Annotated in this window: 15 protein-coding genes and 1 tRNA gene; 4 read left to right on the forward strand and 12 right to left on the reverse strand. The window is 45.6% G+C overall.

Annotated features, from left to right (window positions below; all coding sequences use genetic code 11):
- Positions 1-112 precede the first annotated feature (112 nt).
- From lptB to hrpA, 10 genes are all read right to left on the reverse strand, one after another.
- A complete protein-coding gene (gene lptB, locus GA693_RS06580; protein WP_075166901.1) occupies positions 113-856 on the reverse strand; it encodes an LPS export ABC transporter ATP-binding protein in 744 nt (247 codons plus the stop codon).
- Complete coding sequence (gene lptA / locus GA693_RS06585; RefSeq protein ID WP_005178815.1) at positions 856-1,422, reverse strand: lipopolysaccharide transport periplasmic protein LptA; 567 nt, start codon at positions 1,420-1,422, stop codon at positions 856-858. Before lptA ends, lptB begins: the two co-directional genes overlap by 1 nt.
- Positions 1,412-1,954, reverse strand: a complete 543-nt coding sequence (gene lptC / locus GA693_RS06590) for an LPS export ABC transporter periplasmic protein LptC (RefSeq protein WP_005178816.1) — start codon at positions 1,952-1,954, stop codon at positions 1,412-1,414. The genes lptA and lptC overlap by 11 nt, the downstream gene beginning before the upstream one ends.
- Positions 1,955-1,994: 40 nt before the next feature.
- A complete protein-coding gene (locus tag GA693_RS06595; RefSeq protein WP_005178818.1) occupies positions 1,995-2,534 on the reverse strand; it encodes a KdsC family phosphatase in 540 nt (179 codons plus the stop codon).
- 3 nt (positions 2,535-2,537) lie between these two features.
- Positions 2,538-3,515, reverse strand: a complete 978-nt coding sequence (locus GA693_RS06600; protein ID WP_005178820.1) for a KpsF/GutQ family sugar-phosphate isomerase — start codon at positions 3,513-3,515, stop codon at positions 2,538-2,540.
- A 309-nt stretch (positions 3,516-3,824) separates the two neighbouring features.
- Positions 3,825-3,900, reverse strand: a tRNA-Gly gene (locus GA693_RS06605).
- Positions 3,901-3,965: 65 nt separating this feature from the next.
- Positions 3,966-5,387, reverse strand: a complete 1,422-nt coding sequence (cysS, locus tag GA693_RS06610; protein ID WP_127798772.1) for a cysteine--tRNA ligase — start codon at positions 5,385-5,387, stop codon at positions 3,966-3,968.
- Positions 5,388-5,514: 127 nt separating this feature from the next.
- A complete protein-coding gene (locus tag GA693_RS06615) occupies positions 5,515-6,276 on the reverse strand; it encodes a lysophospholipid acyltransferase family protein (RefSeq protein ID WP_127798774.1) in 762 nt (253 codons plus the stop codon).
- Between the two features lie 10 nt (positions 6,277-6,286).
- A complete protein-coding gene (locus GA693_RS06620; RefSeq protein WP_160241200.1) occupies positions 6,287-7,402 on the reverse strand; it encodes a beta-ketoacyl-ACP synthase III in 1,116 nt (371 codons plus the stop codon).
- A gap of 30 nt (positions 7,403-7,432) precedes the next feature.
- Positions 7,433-11,350 (reverse strand): ATP-dependent RNA helicase HrpA, encoded by a 3,918-nt coding sequence (gene hrpA / locus GA693_RS06625; protein WP_160241199.1) that lies wholly within the window; start codon positions 11,348-11,350, stop codon positions 7,433-7,435.
- A 467-nt stretch (positions 11,351-11,817) separates the two neighbouring features.
- Between hrpA and ahpC the strand changes: the two genes are divergently transcribed.
- Both ahpC and GA693_RS06635 read left to right on the forward strand, forming a co-directional pair.
- Positions 11,818-12,381: an alkyl hydroperoxide reductase subunit C gene (gene ahpC, locus GA693_RS06630; protein WP_005178834.1), complete on the forward strand. Its 564-nt coding sequence runs from the start codon at positions 11,818-11,820 to the stop codon at positions 12,379-12,381.
- A gap of 156 nt (positions 12,382-12,537) precedes the next feature.
- Positions 12,538-13,014 (forward strand): hypothetical protein, encoded by a 477-nt coding sequence (locus GA693_RS06635; RefSeq protein WP_005178836.1) that lies wholly within the window; start codon positions 12,538-12,540, stop codon positions 13,012-13,014.
- Positions 13,015-13,061: 47 nt separating this feature from the next.
- Here GA693_RS06635 and GA693_RS06640 read toward each other — a convergent pair whose 3' ends face one another.
- Positions 13,062-14,162: a zinc-binding metallopeptidase family protein gene (locus GA693_RS06640; protein WP_160241198.1), complete on the reverse strand. Its 1,101-nt coding sequence runs from the start codon at positions 14,160-14,162 to the stop codon at positions 13,062-13,064.
- Between the two features lie 280 nt (positions 14,163-14,442).
- Between GA693_RS06640 and GA693_RS06645 the strand changes: the two genes are divergently transcribed.
- Positions 14,443-14,652 (forward strand): KTSC domain-containing protein, encoded by a 210-nt coding sequence (locus GA693_RS06645; RefSeq protein ID WP_160241797.1) that lies wholly within the window; start codon positions 14,443-14,445, stop codon positions 14,650-14,652.
- Positions 14,653-14,676: 24 nt separating this feature from the next.
- On the opposite strand, the gene GA693_RS06650 is transcribed toward GA693_RS06645, so the two are convergent.
- Positions 14,677-14,898, reverse strand: coding sequence for a DUF1653 domain-containing protein (locus GA693_RS06650; RefSeq protein ID WP_005178842.1), 222 nt, complete (start codon positions 14,896-14,898; stop codon positions 14,677-14,679).
- A gap of 296 nt (positions 14,899-15,194) precedes the next feature.
- Here GA693_RS06650 and ahpF point away from each other — a divergent pair, with 296 nt between their 5' ends.
- Positions 15,195-16,760 (forward strand): alkyl hydroperoxide reductase subunit F, encoded by a 1,566-nt coding sequence (gene ahpF, locus GA693_RS06655; protein WP_005179083.1) that lies wholly within the window; start codon positions 15,195-15,197, stop codon positions 16,758-16,760.
- The last annotated feature ends 177 nt before the right edge of the window (positions 16,761-16,937 follow it).

Consider the following 16,937-nt stretch of genomic DNA (forward strand, 5'->3'; position numbering starts at 1 on the left):
TTTGTGAAAGTTTAATGCTTTTTTAATTTAATTTTTTATATTTTTTCAACTTTATGACATTTAACAGATAAAACACACATCACAGCGAACCATGATGTGTATATTTTAATAACTACACCCTAAAATCTTCACCTAGGTAGACCTGTTTCACAGTTTCATTTTCCAGAATTTCCTGTGGGGTTCCTTCGGCAATCACTGCACCTTCACTGACAATATAAGCACGCTCACAAATTGCCAATGTTTCGCGCACGTTATGATCGGTAATTAATACACCAATTCCGCGATCTTTAAGGGTGCTAATAATATCTTTAATATCCCCGACAGAAATCGGGTCTACCCCGGCAAAAGGTTCATCCAGCAACATGAATTTCGGATCGGCAGCCAAAGCACGGGCGATTTCTGCACGACGTCGCTCACCCCCCGATACACTCATGCCCAGTGAATCTTTAATATGGGTAATTTTAAAGTCGGCCAGCAGTTCGGTTAAACGTTGCTGACGCTGCTGCTTGTTTAAGTCTTTACGGGTTTCCAGAATCGACATGATATTTTCAGCAATGGTCAGTTTTCTGAAAATTGACGCCTCTTGTGGCAGGTAACCGATGCCTTTGCGCGCACGTTCATGCATGGCCAGGTCAGATAAATCCAGTTCATCCAGATGAATTTCCCCCTTGTCCATACGCACCAGGCCAACCACCATATAGAAGCTGGTAGTTTTACCTGCACCATTTGGGCCAAGCAAGCCGACAATCTGGCCACTTTGCATACAGAAAGAAACATCTTTCACCACCCAGCGCTTACTGTAGTTTTTGGCCAGGTGTTTGATTGTCAGAGTTTGTGGCTGTACGACCTGATCCATTAATCGCGTGCTCCCGGGAATGATTTTGAACTGGATGGTGGAATCACAATCTGTACGCGACCTGAAGATGATCCGGTGTTGTTTGGCGTACCAATGGCTTCAATATCGCCTTTGTTCATACTATAACGCAAGGTATTGCCGCGAATACTGGCCCCATCCTGCTGTAAAAATGCCCCGCCCGACAAAGTAATAATACCGGTTTCCGCATTGTAGACAATTTTCTGCGCCTGACCTTTGGCCAGACCTTTATTCGGGTCAGTCTTTTGCTGGAACTGTGCCGGACTACCATTGGCGGTAATGGTGCTGATTTCTTTTTTACTGTTCAGATTGGCCACAATTGAATTGGCCTGCAAACGCATTGTGCCCTGCTCGATAATCACATTACCGGTATAGGTGGTAATACCGGTACGCTCATTAAATGTCGCACGGTCAGCCACCAGGGTAATTGGCTGGTTCCGGTCTGAAGGCAAGGCCCAGGCTGTAGCTGAGGACAATACTGCCAAACCTACAAGCGCGGCTTTCTTCAGGAAAGTACGAGGTGTTGCAAGCTTCGGATTAACGTTCATATGTTCCTCGAATATTAAAAAATTCGTATTGACCATCATTCAAATTGGCTTTCAGTCCTTGGCTTACAAATTCAGCTTGTGGAGACTGCACCATCACCTGTTTATCGGTTTCAATTTCCCGACTGTCCGGATAGCCCGTCAATTCTGTCGTCTGCAGTTCTAATTGACCTTGCGCTAAGATTTTGGTGGCACGCACCTGGTCAGATAACACCACTTTTTCATTGTCATTATAGCCATGCGCCTGCTTGGCATAAAAAGTGGCATCAACTTTCCCTTCTTTATACATCGACGCATTCAGGTTCTGTAATTGAGAGGTCTGCTTTTGCATATCCTGCTCTAAACGGTCAACCTGAGCGCGAACATATAAATTCCCCTGTTCATCGGTTTGAGTCAGGTTAATCTGCTCCGCCGTATAGGTCATACTTCTGGAACCCTCGGTATCCAGTTTATTGCCTTTACCGCTGTAATAGTAATAACCACCACTTACAGCTGCAATTGCAATCGCAGTAATATATAAAACTCGGGTATCCATAAGTGGGGTTTTAACTCAACTCAATCAGAGGAATATCTTATTAATGAGGGATCGCGGTATACTTTTCAAGTAACTGTTCGTATACGCCTTTTGACATTAGGATCATATCGCAGATTTCACGTACCGCACCGCGGCCACCCTGCGCCTGAGTCACCAGATCAGCACGACGACGCACTTCAACATGACCATTCGGCACCGTGACTTTCATCCCGGCAATGGCAAAGGCAGATAAATCTGGCCAGTCATCGCCCATATACAGACAGTCTTCTGGTGCCAGATTCAGCTGGGCACAGGCTTCACGTAAAGCTACGCCTTTATCTTCACGGCCCTGATAAATCAGGTCCACACCCAAGGCATTCATACGTTTTTCAACAATATGGCTGGTACGCCCGGTAATGATGATGACTTTCACCCCGGCCTGCTGCACCAGTTTCATGCCCAGACCATCACGAATATCAAAGTTTTTAATTTCATCACCGCTATTGGTTAAGGTAACAAAGCCATCACTTAAAATACCATCGACATCTAAAACCAAAGCCTCAACGTGACGTGCCTGTTCCAATAAAATATACGATGCCATTTTTTAATTTACCCCGGCCTGAATCAGGTCATGCATACTGATCACACCAATCACCTGATGTGCATCATTGACCACTACAAATTGATTAATTTTTTTATCGCGTAACTGTGCCAGTGCTTCAACCGCACGGGCTTCCTGAGAAATGGTCGCAGGCTGCTTGATCATGACTTCAGCCACCGGCAGATGAATATCAAAGCCCTGCTGTTTGTCGATTAAACGGCGCAAATCACCATCAGTGAAAATTCCCAATAAGGTGTCCTGTTCATCCACCACCGTGGTCAGCCCCAAACGCTTGTCGGAAATTTCATACAGCACTTTGTTCATTGGGGTTTCTGGCGCGACTTTTGGCAGCTCGGCGCCGGTATGCATTAAGTGTTTGACATGCAACAGCAAGCGTTTACCCAAAGCACCCGCAGGATGGGAACGGGCGAAATCATCTGCGGTAAACCCACGCGCATCAAGTAAGGCCACAGCCAGTGCATCCCCTAAGGCCAATGTTGCGGTGGTGCTCGAGGTCGGTGCCAGACCCAGTGGGCAGGCTTCCTGAATGTTCCCTAAAGTTAAAGCCACATCGGCATTTTGTGGCATTGGGCCGCTGTCATCTCCGCTGATGGTAATTAACGGCACTTGCAGATGTTTGATGAGCGGCATCAGCATCATGATTTCATCACTTTTGCCAGAATTGGAGATGGCAATCAGCACATCACCCCGTACCAGCATGCCTAAATCGCCATGTCCTGCTTCGCCCGGATGCATAAAGAATGAAGGTGTACCGGTCGAGGCAAAAGTCGCCGCCATTTTACGGCCAATATGCCCGGATTTCCCCATACCGGTGATCACCACACGGCCTTTACATTGCAAAATAATTTCGCAGGCGCGGCTAAAGCGCTCATCAATTTGTGTGGCCAGTGTTTGCAAAGCTTGTTCTTCTATACGCAAGGTACTGAGCGCCACACCTTGAAAATCAATCGGGTTTGACATGTTTTCAGAATTCAAATTTTTAACCTTCGTTCAGGGCTGAACGGTCTTCATTCAAGCAGAAATTAATTTTCGCAATTTTAGCATATCTATGCAAATGTCACGTTTTTAAATGTATAAGATTTCACACGATTTCTTCATGATTCCGCCTGTTGCTGATAAACCACAGCACAGGAAGATGGTGAACATGAGTCTCATTTTTTAGCTCAGGCAGTTAAGCTAAGTTTGAGTGTAGATAATGGATAATGTTTCATATCTGGATAAAAACGCATAAAAAAAGCCTCAATCATTTGACTGAGGCTTTTAAAATTTTGGAGCGGGAAACGAGACTCGAACTCGCGACCCCAACCTTGGCAAGGTTGTGCTCTACCAACTGAGCTATTCCCGCAATATGGAAGTGCATTATAGAGAGTTTCATACAACTGTCAACTCTTTATGCTTCCAAGTGGCGATTTAATCAGCACGACGCCAAACGGTACCTTGACGGGTATCTTCCAGCACTACGCCCTGATCGAGCAAAGACTGACGGATTTCATCGGCACGGGCAAAGTTTTTGTCTTTTTTGGCATCTTTACGCTGTTGAATCAGATCTTCAATCTGTTCTTCAGATAAACCAAGTGCATCCTGGCCAATGTCTGACTTCAGGAATTCATCGACATTGTGCTGTACCAAACCAAGAATATTGGTCAGATGACGCAAGGTAGCATAGAAGATTGCTGCCTGTTCGGCATTTTCTTCTTTCACCGCGCGGTTCAGTTCTTTATTGACTTCAAACAGCACTGCAATCGCTTCCGCGGTATTAAAATCATCCCGCATTGCGGTATTAAAGCGTTCGACCAATGTGTCATCTAGCGTTTCTAACAGCTTGTCGCCATACACGGCCTGATAGGCTTTAAATGAATGATAGAAACGGGACAGCGCCGTCTTGGCTTCTTTTAGTGCTACATCCGAGAAGTTCACCGGACTACGATAGTGTGAAGACACGATGAAATAACGGATCACTTCCGGATGGAATTTCTCCATCACATCCCGAATGGTGAAGAAGTTGCCGAGCGATTTTGACATTTTCTCGCCATCGACATTAATAAAGCCCACATGCATCCAGTAATTAACATACTGCTCACCGGTAGAGGCTTCAGACTGGGCAATTTCATTTTCATGATGCGGGAACATCAGGTCTGAACCACCACCATGAATATCAAAATGATTGCCCAGGCAGCAGGTCGACATCGCCGAACATTCAATATGCCAGCCCGGACGACCTTTGCCCCACGGTGATGGCCAAGCCGGTTCATTTTCTTTAGCATGTTTCCAGAGCACAAAGTCAAATGGATGTTTTTTCTCTACTTCGACATCGACACGCTCTGAAGCACCAGCCTGCATATCTTCCAGTTTACGACCGGATAAACGGCCATATTTTGCAAATTTTTCAACCTGGAAATAAACATCACCATTTGAAGCCGGATAAGCGGTGCCCTTGTCAACCAGATTGCCAATCATGTTTTGCATCTGGTCGATATAGTCAGTGGCACGCGGTGCTTCATCCGGAGCCAGACAGCCAAGGTTTTCTGCATCTTCATTCATGGCCTGAATAAAGCGGTCGGTTAAAGCGGTAATACTCTCGCCATTTTCATTGGCACGTTTGATAATTTTGTCGTCAATATCGGTGATATTGCGTACATATTTGACTTTCCAGCCCTGACTCCGCAAGAAACGGATGATGTAGTCAAATGCAACCATGACACGCGCGTGACCAATATGACAGTAGTCATACACGGTCATACCGCAGACATACATGTCGATCTGTCCATCGACGCGTGGCACGAATTCTACTTTTTTGCGCTGCTCTGAGTTATAGAGAACAAATGGTTGCATAGCTGTTCAAAAGACTTCAAATAAAAGGATGGTTCATCTTAACCTAAGCATTATTTTTCATAAAGTTTTCTCGTTATTTTTATCAAAAATCACTTATGCGGGCTTAAACTCAGGCACAACCCGGCTATTATGAGGATGAGTGCCCAGTTGAACGGGCTTTTAGCTGCGCTAAGCTCTGGTAAATTTGCTGAGCGATTTCCTCTCGCAGCGTGGTCAAATCTTCAGAACCTAATCTCTGCCCGACCTCTACCGGTGGCAAAAACTGAAAATAAAAAGGTACCCGCTTGGGAATCAGGTGTTTCGGTAATGATGGAATCACATCGCCATGACGTAATAATTTATCCAGTTGAGGGACTTTGAGCAGTTTCTGAAACAGACGATGCTGCACCACGGTTCTGGCATCAAAACCAAACTCGAAAATATCATCAGGGCCAAAGGCAGCAAAAGGAATAATGTCGTACTGAAATTCCTGTGCCAACTGTAAAAAGCCGTAGCGCTGTTTCCAGATCAATTGATACTGCTCACCCGGATGTTTCAGCACTTCACGTCCGCCACCCGGAAAGACCAGAATCGAATAGCCCTGCTGCATCAAGGCACGCACATATTCACGCTGGCCATCGACTGCGCCGAACTTTTTGACAATATCGCGCCAGATTGGCAAATAAAAGTGGCTATGGTCAGCAATACTAACCACAGCCACCTGATGTTCATTGAACAAATAATCAATAATGACGGGGGCATCAAAAATCCCGTAAAGGGAATGATTGCCCACATACATGGCAGGTCGGGATGCATCAATATATTCACTGCCTAAAAAGGTCGGCGTGAAATAGCGCTTAGATAAGGCGCTCAGCGTCTTGATCCATTTTGCATCATGCTGGACCTGCAATCTGTACTCCTTAAACCACGTGTTTTTGTACCAGGATACAGCCCACCGAGTAGCCGGCACCAAATGAACATAACACGCCATATTCGCCATCATTCACTTCATGCGTAGTACGATGCAAGGCAATGATGACCCCGGCAGATGAAGTATTGGCAAACTCATCAAGAATAATTGGCACCAACGCCGGATCTGCTTCCGCAGCCGCTTTACCAACCACCAGTTTCAGAATCAGTTCGTTCATGCTGGCATTGGCCTGATGCAACCAGAAACGTTTTACATCGGCTGGTGCAATCGCATTTTTCTCCAGCTGCGCGGTAATCATTTTCGCAACCAGTGGACACACTTCTTTAAAGACTTTACGGCCGTCCTGACGGAAACGCTTGTCATCAATATCGGCATTTTCAGACAGATTCAGGAAACCGAAGTTGTTACGGATGTTGTTCGAGAACTGGGTAAATAACTGAGTGTCCACAATTTCAAAACCGGTTTTGCTGTCGGTGTCTTCAATAATTGACGCAGTGGCAACATCGCCAAAAATAAAGTGGCTGTCACGCGAACGGAAATCATTGTGTGCCGATGTAATTTCGACATTCACCAGCAAGACACGGCGCGCACCGCTTTTAATGGCATCATACGCCTGTTTTAAACCAAAGGTTGCTGCTGAACAGGCCACGTTCATGTCATAGGCATAGCCCTGAATCCCGAGTGCAGTCTGAATTTCAATGGCCACCGCCGGATAGGCACGCTGCATATTCGAGCAGGCCAGAATCACCACATCAATGTCTTCAGCCGTGACACCGGCATTTTCCATTGCCTGTTTGGCTGCAATTACGCCCCACTCGGCCTGAAGCGAGATTTCATCATCAGCGCGTTCTTTTAAATGTGGACGTAAACGGTTTGGATCAAGCAGACCGGTTTTCTCTGACACGTAGCGACGTTTCACGCCAGAGGCTTTTTCAATAAATTCTGCACTTGAGCCACGGCGTGCTTCTAACTCGCCCGCTGCAATTTTGTCAGCATTGGCCGAGTTATACTGTTCCACATAAGCATTTAAACTTTCAACTAACTCTTCATTGGTAATGACATCTTCAGGATGGAATAAGCCCGTACCGGTAATGCGAATGCCCATGTAAAACTCCTTTTTGAAATTCTCTCTATCTTAACCGATTCCCAGCTTTTCCCATACTTTTTGTAGCCGGTTTGGCGAAATTGGCATCTTGGTCTTCATTGGCTGCGAGAATAACGAGATGCGCAATTCTTCCACCATAAAGTACAATTCTTTCAAGCGGCTGTCATTTTTAAACTTGAACAGTTTGTCCATCCACGGGTCAATCTGCACAATGGCGGCATCATCACGTTGCAGGTTATTCGGCAAACGTTCCAAACGCAGCACCAGCGCTTTCAGATAACGTGGATATTCGCTCCAGACGTCTGCTGGCTTGTTATACACGAAATCGGCCAGGTTCATGAGGTCCAGCTGATCTTCAATATCATCCATATTTTTGGCAAAGACCGACTCATCCAGCATCAGCAGTTTACGGCGGATATCCTGCCATTGAATATAAATCTCATTAAAGCTGAACAGCGCTTTCTGTCCATGACTGAGGAATGATTTTTTTACCTCAAGTAGCAGCGTTTGGAACTGTTCAGCGTTGACTGGCAAGTCATCAATTGACATCTGCAAGGTGGCATAGACCAGCATCTGTTCCAGCTGTGCTTTATCGCCCAACGGAGAATAAGCCAGCGCCAGCGGTTTAGAAATCTGTTTTTTCAGCTGGCGGATTAAATCGCCCAGCTGCATATGAATCAGGCGAATCACGCCGGCCCGATGCTGTTTAATTGCCTCTGCCTGATCATTAAAGGTTTGAATCACCACACCAGATTCATCTTTCTGTTCCAGCGCAGCAAAGTCTTTGGTCGGTACCAGCGCCTGATACTGCTTGACCACCACGCCAGTGACTTTTTGCGAGGCTTCAAACACAAAGTTGTCAGGGAAGGTTTTAAATTCACCTTTCAGCTGTTTCACCGGACTATGGGTTTCGGTGCGGCAGCGGGCTTTCAACTCACTCAGGTCACGGCCCTGTTCGATGACCCGGCCTTTTTCATCAATCACTTTAATAAACGGCAGCAGATACTGATCGATCCGTTCAAAGCTAAAGTCTTTTTCAGTGATCTGTTCGCCGCGCAGCTGAAAAGCTAGGAAGCTGAAAATATGCTCACGCAGATGTGTCGCATCAATTCGCGCAGTCAGTTTGCGCGCAGTATCCGGAATTGGCACCAGGTTACGGCGTTTATCTTTCGGTAAGGCTTTCAGTAGCGCTTCAATCAGCTCTTCACGCCAGCCCGGAATCCCCCATGACCAGATATTTTCATCGACCTGTGGCAGGGCCTGAACCGGAATTTTTACCGTTGCGCCATCTTCATCATGGCTCGGATCAAAACGGTAGCTGGCCGCCAGACGCAATTCGCCATTACGCAGATAATCCGGGAATTGCTGCGTGGTCGGGCGATCATTCAGCCACAAGGCATCATCATCAACAAATAAATAACGTGGCTCTTTCGGCTCGACGGTCGCGCGCCAGTCTTCAAAAGAACGGCGGCTGGCCACATCTGTCGGCACTTTTGCGGCATAGAACTGATAGATGGTTTCTTCATCTACCACCAGATCGCGGCGGCGCAGCTTGTCTTCGACCCGCTCCACTTCTTCCAGTTTGAGTAAATTATGCTTTAAGAACGGCGGCATAATTCCCAAGTTACCGGTAGTCAAGGCATCGCGCAGGAAAATCTCATGCGCCGCCGGCTGATCGACCTTTTCATAATTCACCTGACGTTTCGGTTCGATGATTAAACCAAACAGTGAAATCTGATCATAAGCATTGACCACCCCGGCTTTTTTCGACCAGTGCGGCTCAAAATAATGATGTTTTAACAGATCACGCGCCGCCAGAAGAATCCACTCCGGCTCAATTTTGGCCAGGGTTCGCAAATACACCTGTGAGGTTTCCACCATCTCAAAGGCCATCACCCACGGGGTATTGGTCTTATGCAAGGTTGAGGCTGGGAAAACCCGCGCTTTTTGCTGACGCACCGCCATAAACACATTACGTTCATCGGTTTTATTGGCAATAAACGATAACAGTCCGGTTAATAAAGCCCGGTGCAGATTTTCATAACTGGCTTTCTTTTCATTGAAAGACAGTTTTAAACCCTGTGCCAGATCGACCAGCTGCTCATGGGTTTTCTTCCATTCACGTAAACGCAACCAGCTCAGGAAATGATTACGGGCAAAACTGCGGCGCTTGTTTTCACTCAAGTCACGATTGGCCAGCAAGGCATCCCAGAGTTTGAGATAAAACAGGAAATCGGAATCGGCTTCACGGAACAAGGCATGTTTTTGATCGGCCTGCATCTGTTTGTCGGCCGGGCGTTCCCGTGGGTCCTGCACCGCCAGTGCCGCCACAATTACCAGAATTTCATTTAAGGCACCAAAATGTGCCCCACCCAGAATCATTCGTGCCAGACGTGGATCAATCGGCATTTTTGCCATTTGCTGGCCAATTTTGGTTAAGGAATCTCCCCCAACCCCTCTTTTAGACAGAGGGAGATTATTATTTTCGTCAGTCGCTTTAGACGGATTCGCTTTCTTCTCCGTCATTGCGCCAAGCTCAATCAAAAGCTTGCGACCATCATTGACCAGTCGATGATCTGGGGGCTCGATAAAATCAAAATCTTCCAGCGAACCGAGGCCCAGACTTTGCATCTGCAAAATCACCGAAGCTAAGTTGGTGCGTTTAATTTCCGGTTCGGTAAATTCCGGACGGCTTAAGAAATCTTCTTCCGAATACAGACGGATACAGACACCCGGTGCAATACGGCCACAACGGCCTTTACGCTGGTTGGCTGCGGCTTGCGAAACTGCTTCAATTGGCAGACGCTGTACACGTGAACGATAGTTATAACGTGAAATCCGGGCAAAACCACTGTCAATCACATAGCGGATATTCGGTACAGTTAACGCCGTTTCCGCGACGTTGGTAGCAATAATAATCCGTCGGCCACCGCCCGATGGATTAAAGATTTTCTGCTGCTCGGCCAGGGCCAGACGTGCATATAGCGGCAACACTTCCGTATGGCGCGGGCCATGCTTGATTAAGGTTTCCTGTAATTCACGAATTTCCTGCTCGGTGCTGGCAAACACCAGAATATCGGCATGTTCAGGATGACCTTTTTCCTGTGCATCGGCAAAGCATTCTTCCACCGCCTGCACCACTGCACGCGGCAGGTTTTCTTCAAAGTCATCAAACTCATCATCATCACTGCCGCCAATGCTCAGTTCGGAAATGGGACGGTAACGTACCTCAACCGGATAGCTGCGCCCTTCGACTTCAAAAATCGGCGCGCCATTAAAGTAATTGCTGAAACGGTTTACGTCCAAAGTCGCTGAGGTAATGATGACTTTGAGATCTTTACGCCGTGGCAACAGCTGCTTTAAATAACCCATGATGAAGTCAATATTCAGAGAACGTTCATGCGCTTCATCAATAATAATGGTGTCGTATTTGCTTAAGTAACGGTCATTGGCCAGCTCTGCCAATAAAATACCATCGGTCATTAAGCGGACAAGCGAATCCTGCGAGCCCTGTTCATTAAAACGGACTTTAAAGGAAATGGATTCACCAAGTTTTTCACCGACTTCTTCGGCAATCCGCTGCGAGACACTGCGCGCGGCCAGACGACGCGGCTGGGTATGACCAATCAGACCGGTTAAACCGCGCCCGGCCAGCATGGCAATTTGCGGCAACTGGGTAGTTTTCCCCGAACCGGTTTCCCCCGCCACAATAATCACCTGATGTTTTTGAATTGCCTCAACCAGCTTGTCGGCATACTGGGTGACCGGCAAATCCTGATTCAGTTTGATGTTTGGAATACGGCCCAGGCGTTCCCGAACTTTCAGATTGGATTTTTCAAATAGCTCAGAATATTGTTTTTCATTTGCATCTTTTCCTTTACGCAGTCGATTTAAACGATGACGGTCACGCGCCATAACGAGTTGATCTACATTTAAATGACTCTGCACAGAACAAGATTCCTAATTTAAATAAAAAAATATCAATCGGCTATTTTACGCTGTAATGACAACCAGCGGAAGAATCCGCCCATGAAATGAACGAACAGACCCTCCAGCCTGTCTGCTTTTACAGCGAATCCGCTGTCCGCAAACTGAGTACGGTGGCTTCTAGATTGTGACGATGACGAACATTTCCAAGCAGTCTGCCTAAAAATAAAAAATATTTTTGCTTTACCCTTGAATTTTACCGAGCTTGACATCATGTTTGATGAGGAATGAAAAAGGTGTACTTTTTAATTGTCATGTGGTCATCATATTTTTCGGCTACATAATAATACACACCGCCTGAATATGGCTTAAACAATCATCAATTCGGTTTTTCCGATGGTGGTAATGTAAAAATACCATTTCAGCAATAAAGCAAATTTCTATAATCTAATTGAAATTCAAAACAAACCTCAATCATGGAGACAATGATGAGCTTAATTAATACTGAAGTTAAACCATTTAAAGCAAATGCCTACCACAACGGTCAATTCGTTGAAGTAACTGAAGCTGATCTTAAAGGCAAATGGTCAGTTGTATTCTTCTACCCAGCTGACTTCACTTTCGTTTGCCCAACTGAGCTTGGTGACCTTGCTGACAACTACGCTGAATTCCAAAAATTAGGCGTTGAAATCTATGCAGTTTCTACTGACACTCACTTCACGCACAAAGCTTGGCACGATTCTTCAGAAGAAATCAAAAAAATCCAATACGTAATGGTTGGCGACCCAACTTGGACACTGTCTAAAAACTTCGAAGTATTAATTGAAGCTGACGGTCTTGCTGATCGTGGTACTTTCGTCATCGATCCAGAAGGCAAAATCCAGATCATCGAAATCAACGCGGGTGGTATCGGCCGTGACGCGCAAGAACTTCTTCGCAAAGTAAAAGCTGCTCAATACGTTCACGCTCACCCAGGTGAAGTTTGCCCAGCAAAATGGAAAGAAGGCGACGCAACACTTGCTCCTTCAATCGACCTAGTTGGTAAAATCTAATCTGTATTAGATTAAACTGATTGAAAAAAACCACGCTTGATCGCGTGGTTTTTTTATTGATGCGCTTACATTTTTACTCAATTTTAGCTGCTGTAGATTCTTTTTATTTTCATCTGCGTTGATTAAGCTACTGAAAAATGCGCTATGGATAGACCGATGAAAACCCTATTAATTGCAGCCTTATTCACCACCCTGTCCCTGCCGGCCTGGGCTGATGTGCAGTGTAGCGGCAGCTTAAAAGATCGTTCGATTTCCGACAATATTTTCGTTGGCAAGCAATGCACCTTAATTAATGTGCAGGTCGATGGCAATGTCATGCTGGCCGATGGTGCCAAAGCCATTCTCCGAAACAGCCATATTGATGGCAATCTGGAATCCAAAGGCCGTTTTGCACAGCTGGTGGCGACCAATAACCGCATTGAAGGCAATATTCAACTGGAACGCGGCAAGCTGACCCAGCTGCACAATAACCGTGTAAATGGCAATATCCAGCTCAAAAACAATCGGGGTACGCTGAATATTAGCCGTAATCAGGTCGATGGCAATCTGGAATGTGAAAATAACGCGACACCACCGGTGGGTGGACGTAACACGGTACAGGGCGATAAAACAGGACAATGCCGCCGTTTATAAGGTGGGATGATTTTATGATAGATGAGGGTTTGATGATGGATCAAGCATTAACCATCTACAGGAATTGGATTGTCCGAAACTGGCGGCAAACCATGGATCACCTGATGAATCAGTTGTAATTTTTCCATCACCTTCGGACTAATCACAAAGGGATAAAAATCTTCCTGCCCCATACTCCGATTCACACTATTCATGGCAAAAGCCACTGGCAACCAGGCCTGAAAAATCTCGTTAAAGTCGGTCAAAAAATACGGATTTTCACGTTGCTTGAAGTACATAAAATGCTGCTCTTCATGCACAATTTGCGGATGAATACTCATGCCAAAAGAAGTTGCCGTTTCCAGCACATCAACAATATGTAAATAATGCGCCCAGCTTTCCGCCCAGTCTTCCCACGGATGCATGGTGGCATAGGCACTAATATAGGCATCCATCCAGTTGCTTGGTGCGCCGTGCTGATAATAGTCCTTCACCGCCTGCTGATAACAGGCGCGCTCATCTCCAAACAGTTGCCGAAAGCGTGCCAGATAATCACTGTTGGCCACCAGAACCTCCCAATAATAATGGCCAATTTCATGCCGGAAATGCCCCAGCAAAGTCCGGTACACTTCGGCCATATTCTGCTTGGCCATCATCCGCTCGACATCATCGGCTTCGGCAATATTTAAAGTAATCACCCCGCTGGCATGGCCGGTCATGACTTTGGGAGCACGATCATCATTCGGATTGGCCTTAAAGTCGAACACCAGCCCACGTTCAGGACTTTCCAGCTTGCTCAGTAAAGGCAAATTCCAGCGCAGCAAGGCATAGACCAGGCGATGCTTGGCCAACTCGATTTTTTGCCAGCGGCAGTAATATTGCGGCTGGTTTAAATCCGGGATAATCCGGTTTAAACGGCAGGCCGGACAAAACTGCTCCGGACTGTCAAACGGAATAATCCAGTTACAGACCTGATGCTGATGATTCTGGCAAAAACGGTAAGCCTTTTGCGTGACCGCTTCAACAAATTCCCCTGCCCGCTGACCCGGTTGCAACGCCAGCATATGCATATATTGCGCATCAAAACCTAAATGATGCTGGCACACGGTACACTGGGTATTGTCGAAATAAATCGGATGCTGACAATAACTGCACTGAAAAAGTTGCATGAGAATGGCTCAGTCGATTGTTTTTATTACAGAGATGCCGCTCAGCTTAGAAGATTCTGATTTTTCTGAGTGTAGTTTTTTGCAGTGAATGTTTAGTGTTGCTGCAACCGTGGTGCAGATTGTCCCCATACGCTGCGCTTTGACCGGGAGTGTTGGCACACAACACTCGACTTTCGCGGATAAAGTTGAAAATTCTTACAAATCAGTAATACATCCGGCTCTGCATTTGGCATATGGTCAAACTATAACGATTCCAAACACAATAAAGGAGGAATGGCTAATGGAAACTGTCCTGACTGTAACCTTCTGCAAATACAATACCTCAACACGCTACTTAAAAATATTTTATAACAATGGGTTGGCAGAGCTTTATCATCCTGTGCCAGAATTTATCTATAACAATCTGCTACGCAGTCATGATAAAGCTGCTTTTGTGCAAAAATATCTGGAGTACGATTTACACTTTAACAAGATCTCGTTGCGACCTTGAATTGAGGTGCAGCAATTTCACCTCTCACATCATTTCCTGAACCAGTTTAAAACGCGGTAATTCACGATCATCTTCCAGACTGATCGATTCGGTAAACATGCTCAGTGGTCGAACCCAAATGGAATAATCACCATATAAACACTGGTAGACCACCAGCTTTTCCTCGGTTTCACTGTGCGTGGCCACATGCAACACCTGATACAACTGCCCTTTATAATGCTGATAAATGCCTCGGCTTAAACTCATCTTGATACTCACCTTTGTAATTTTAAATGCCATTGCTCAGGATAATGCCTAGTTTTAGTCACAAATAGCAAATCTTTGATTTTCTTATTGTCAATTCTTGAAAATTCCAGTGACAAGCCACATCTTAGAAGATAAAGCCATACATTTTTATGTGCAACTTCCGCATAAATACATGATTTTTATTATTTGATTTAAAAAACCGATTGTTTTGATAAAAACAAACCGTTTCACCAATTAAATATTTTCTTCTATCATGTCTTTATCAAATACATTTTACTCCTCTGGAGACGTTAGCAATGTTAGATCAAAATACTACAGCCCAATTAAAAGCCTTGTTAGAACGCCTTGAAGGTCCAATCGAATTAGTGGCCACTTTAGATAGCTCTGACAAATCAGACAAAATCAAAGAACTGGTAACTGAAATTGCCGCCCTGTCTGATCAGGTGACTGCACGCTTCGATGGTAACAACAAACGTGCACCAAGCTTTGGTGTCGCCAAAGCCGGTGAGCAACCGCGTGTATTCTTCGCAGGTTTGCCAATGGGCCATGAGTTCACCTCTTTGATTCTGGCATTGTTACAAACTTCGGGCTATGCACCAAAAGTGTCTGATGAAGTATTAGCTTCTATTAAAGACTTGGGCATCCAATCGGACTTTGATGTGTTCGTATCGTTAAGCTGTCACAACTGTCCAGATGTAGTGCAGGCATTGAACCTGATTGCGATTTATAACCCCGGCACTACTGCTACCATGATTGATGGTGCTTTCTTCCAGGATGAAGTGGAAGAACGTAAGATCATGGCAGTACCTATGGTATTCCAGGACGGTAACCACATCGGTCAGGGTCGTATGACACTGGAAGAAATCATTGCCAAATTGGATACTAACTCTGCAGCCAAAGAAGCAGAAAAGCTGAATGCCAAAGCTGCCTTTGATGTACTGGTGATTGGTGGTGGTCCTGCTGGAAACACTGCAGCGATTTATGCAGCACGTAAAGGCATTAACACCGGTATCGTGGCGGAACGTTTTGGCGGTCAGGTGATGGACACCATGGACATTGAAAACTTCACTTCAATCAAGAAAACCCAAGGTCCAAAATTCGCAGCCGAAATGGAAGCACACGTACGTGAATACGGCGTCGACATCATGAACCTGCAACGTGTATCTGACATTAAAGGTGCAGATGAAACAGCCAACGGTTTAGTTGAAGTGACCTTGGAAAACGGTGCCAAGCTGGAATCGAAAACTGTGGTGCTTTCAACCGGTGCACGCTGGAGAGAGATGAATGTCCCAGGTGAAGCAGAATACCGTACCCGTGGTGTGGCGTATTGCCCGCACTGTGATGGTCCTTTATTCAAAGGCAAACGTGTTGCAGTCATTGGTGGGGGTAACTCGGGTGTAGAGGCCGCAATTGACTTGGCCGGTATTGTTGAGCATGTAACCTTAGTAGAATTTGATACCAAATTACGTGCCGACCAGGTATTGCAAGACAAGCTAAACAGCTTGCCAAATACCACAGTGATTAAAAATGCGCTTTCGACAGAAGTGGTCGGTGATGGTTCACAAGTGACAGCGCTGAAATATAAAGACCGTGCAACAGATGAAGAGCATACGGTTGAACTGGCAGGGATCTTTGTACAGATTGGTTTATTGCCAAATACCGACTTCTTGAAAGAAACAGCAGTTGAGCTGAGCAACCGTGGTGAAATTGTGATTAATGACCGCAACGAAACCAACGTCAAAGGTGTATTTGCGGCGGGTGACTGTACTACAGTCCCATATAAGCAGATTATTATTGCCACAGGTGAAGGCGCGAAAGCATCGTTGTCTGCCTTTGATTACATCATCCGTTCGGGGCAATAATTCTGCTGAATTAACTCTAGAACACCACAAGCCTATAGCGTGCACTACGCTATAGGCTTTTTTTGTATTTCATTTTCTTACATTTAATCAACAATTTGTTATCTATTGCCAGATCGGAACTGGTTTATATTTTTGAATATTCACTGCTGTTGTGGATATTTGCCTTGAGAATAGAAT

The organism is Acinetobacter indicus (assembly GCF_009914475.1).
Classification (GTDB): domain Bacteria; phylum Pseudomonadota; class Gammaproteobacteria; order Pseudomonadales; family Moraxellaceae; genus Acinetobacter; species Acinetobacter indicus.

Excerpts from the sequence above, each read along its gene's own strand:
- lptB (WP_075166901.1), bottom strand. The coding sequence starts at position 856 with ATGGATCAGGTCGTACAGCCACAAACTCTGACAATCAAACACCTGGCC.
- lptA (WP_005178815.1), bottom strand. The coding sequence starts at position 1,422 with ATGAACGTTAATCCGAAGCTTGCAACACCTCGTACTTTCCTGAAGAAA.
- lptC (WP_005178816.1), bottom strand. The coding sequence starts at position 1,954 with ATGGATACCCGAGTTTTATATATTACTGCGATTGCAATTGCAGCTGTA.
- GA693_RS06595 (WP_005178818.1), bottom strand. The coding sequence starts at position 2,534 with ATGGCATCGTATATTTTATTGGAACAGGCACGTCACGTTGAGGCTTTG.
- GA693_RS06600 (WP_005178820.1), bottom strand. The coding sequence starts at position 3,515 with ATGTCAAACCCGATTGATTTTCAAGGTGTGGCGCTCAGTACCTTGCGT.
- cysS (WP_127798772.1), bottom strand. The coding sequence starts at position 5,387 with ATGCAACCATTTGTTCTCTATAACTCAGAGCAGCGCAAAAAAGTAGAA.
- GA693_RS06620 (WP_160241200.1), bottom strand. The coding sequence starts at position 7,402 with ATGGGCATTCGCATTACCGGTACGGGCTTATTCCATCCTGAAGATGTC.
- ahpC (WP_005178834.1), top strand. The coding sequence starts at position 11,818 with ATGAGCTTAATTAATACTGAAGTTAAACCATTTAAAGCAAATGCCTAC.
- GA693_RS06635 (WP_005178836.1), top strand. The coding sequence starts at position 12,538 with ATGAAAACCCTATTAATTGCAGCCTTATTCACCACCCTGTCCCTGCCG.
- GA693_RS06640 (WP_160241198.1), bottom strand. The coding sequence starts at position 14,162 with ATGCAACTTTTTCAGTGCAGTTATTGTCAGCATCCGATTTATTTCGAC.
- GA693_RS06645 (WP_160241797.1), top strand. The coding sequence starts at position 14,443 with ATGGAAACTGTCCTGACTGTAACCTTCTGCAAATACAATACCTCAACA.
- GA693_RS06650 (WP_005178842.1), bottom strand. The coding sequence starts at position 14,898 with ATGAGTTTAAGCCGAGGCATTTATCAGCATTATAAAGGGCAGTTGTAT.
- ahpF (WP_005179083.1), top strand. The coding sequence starts at position 15,195 with ATGTTAGATCAAAATACTACAGCCCAATTAAAAGCCTTGTTAGAACGC.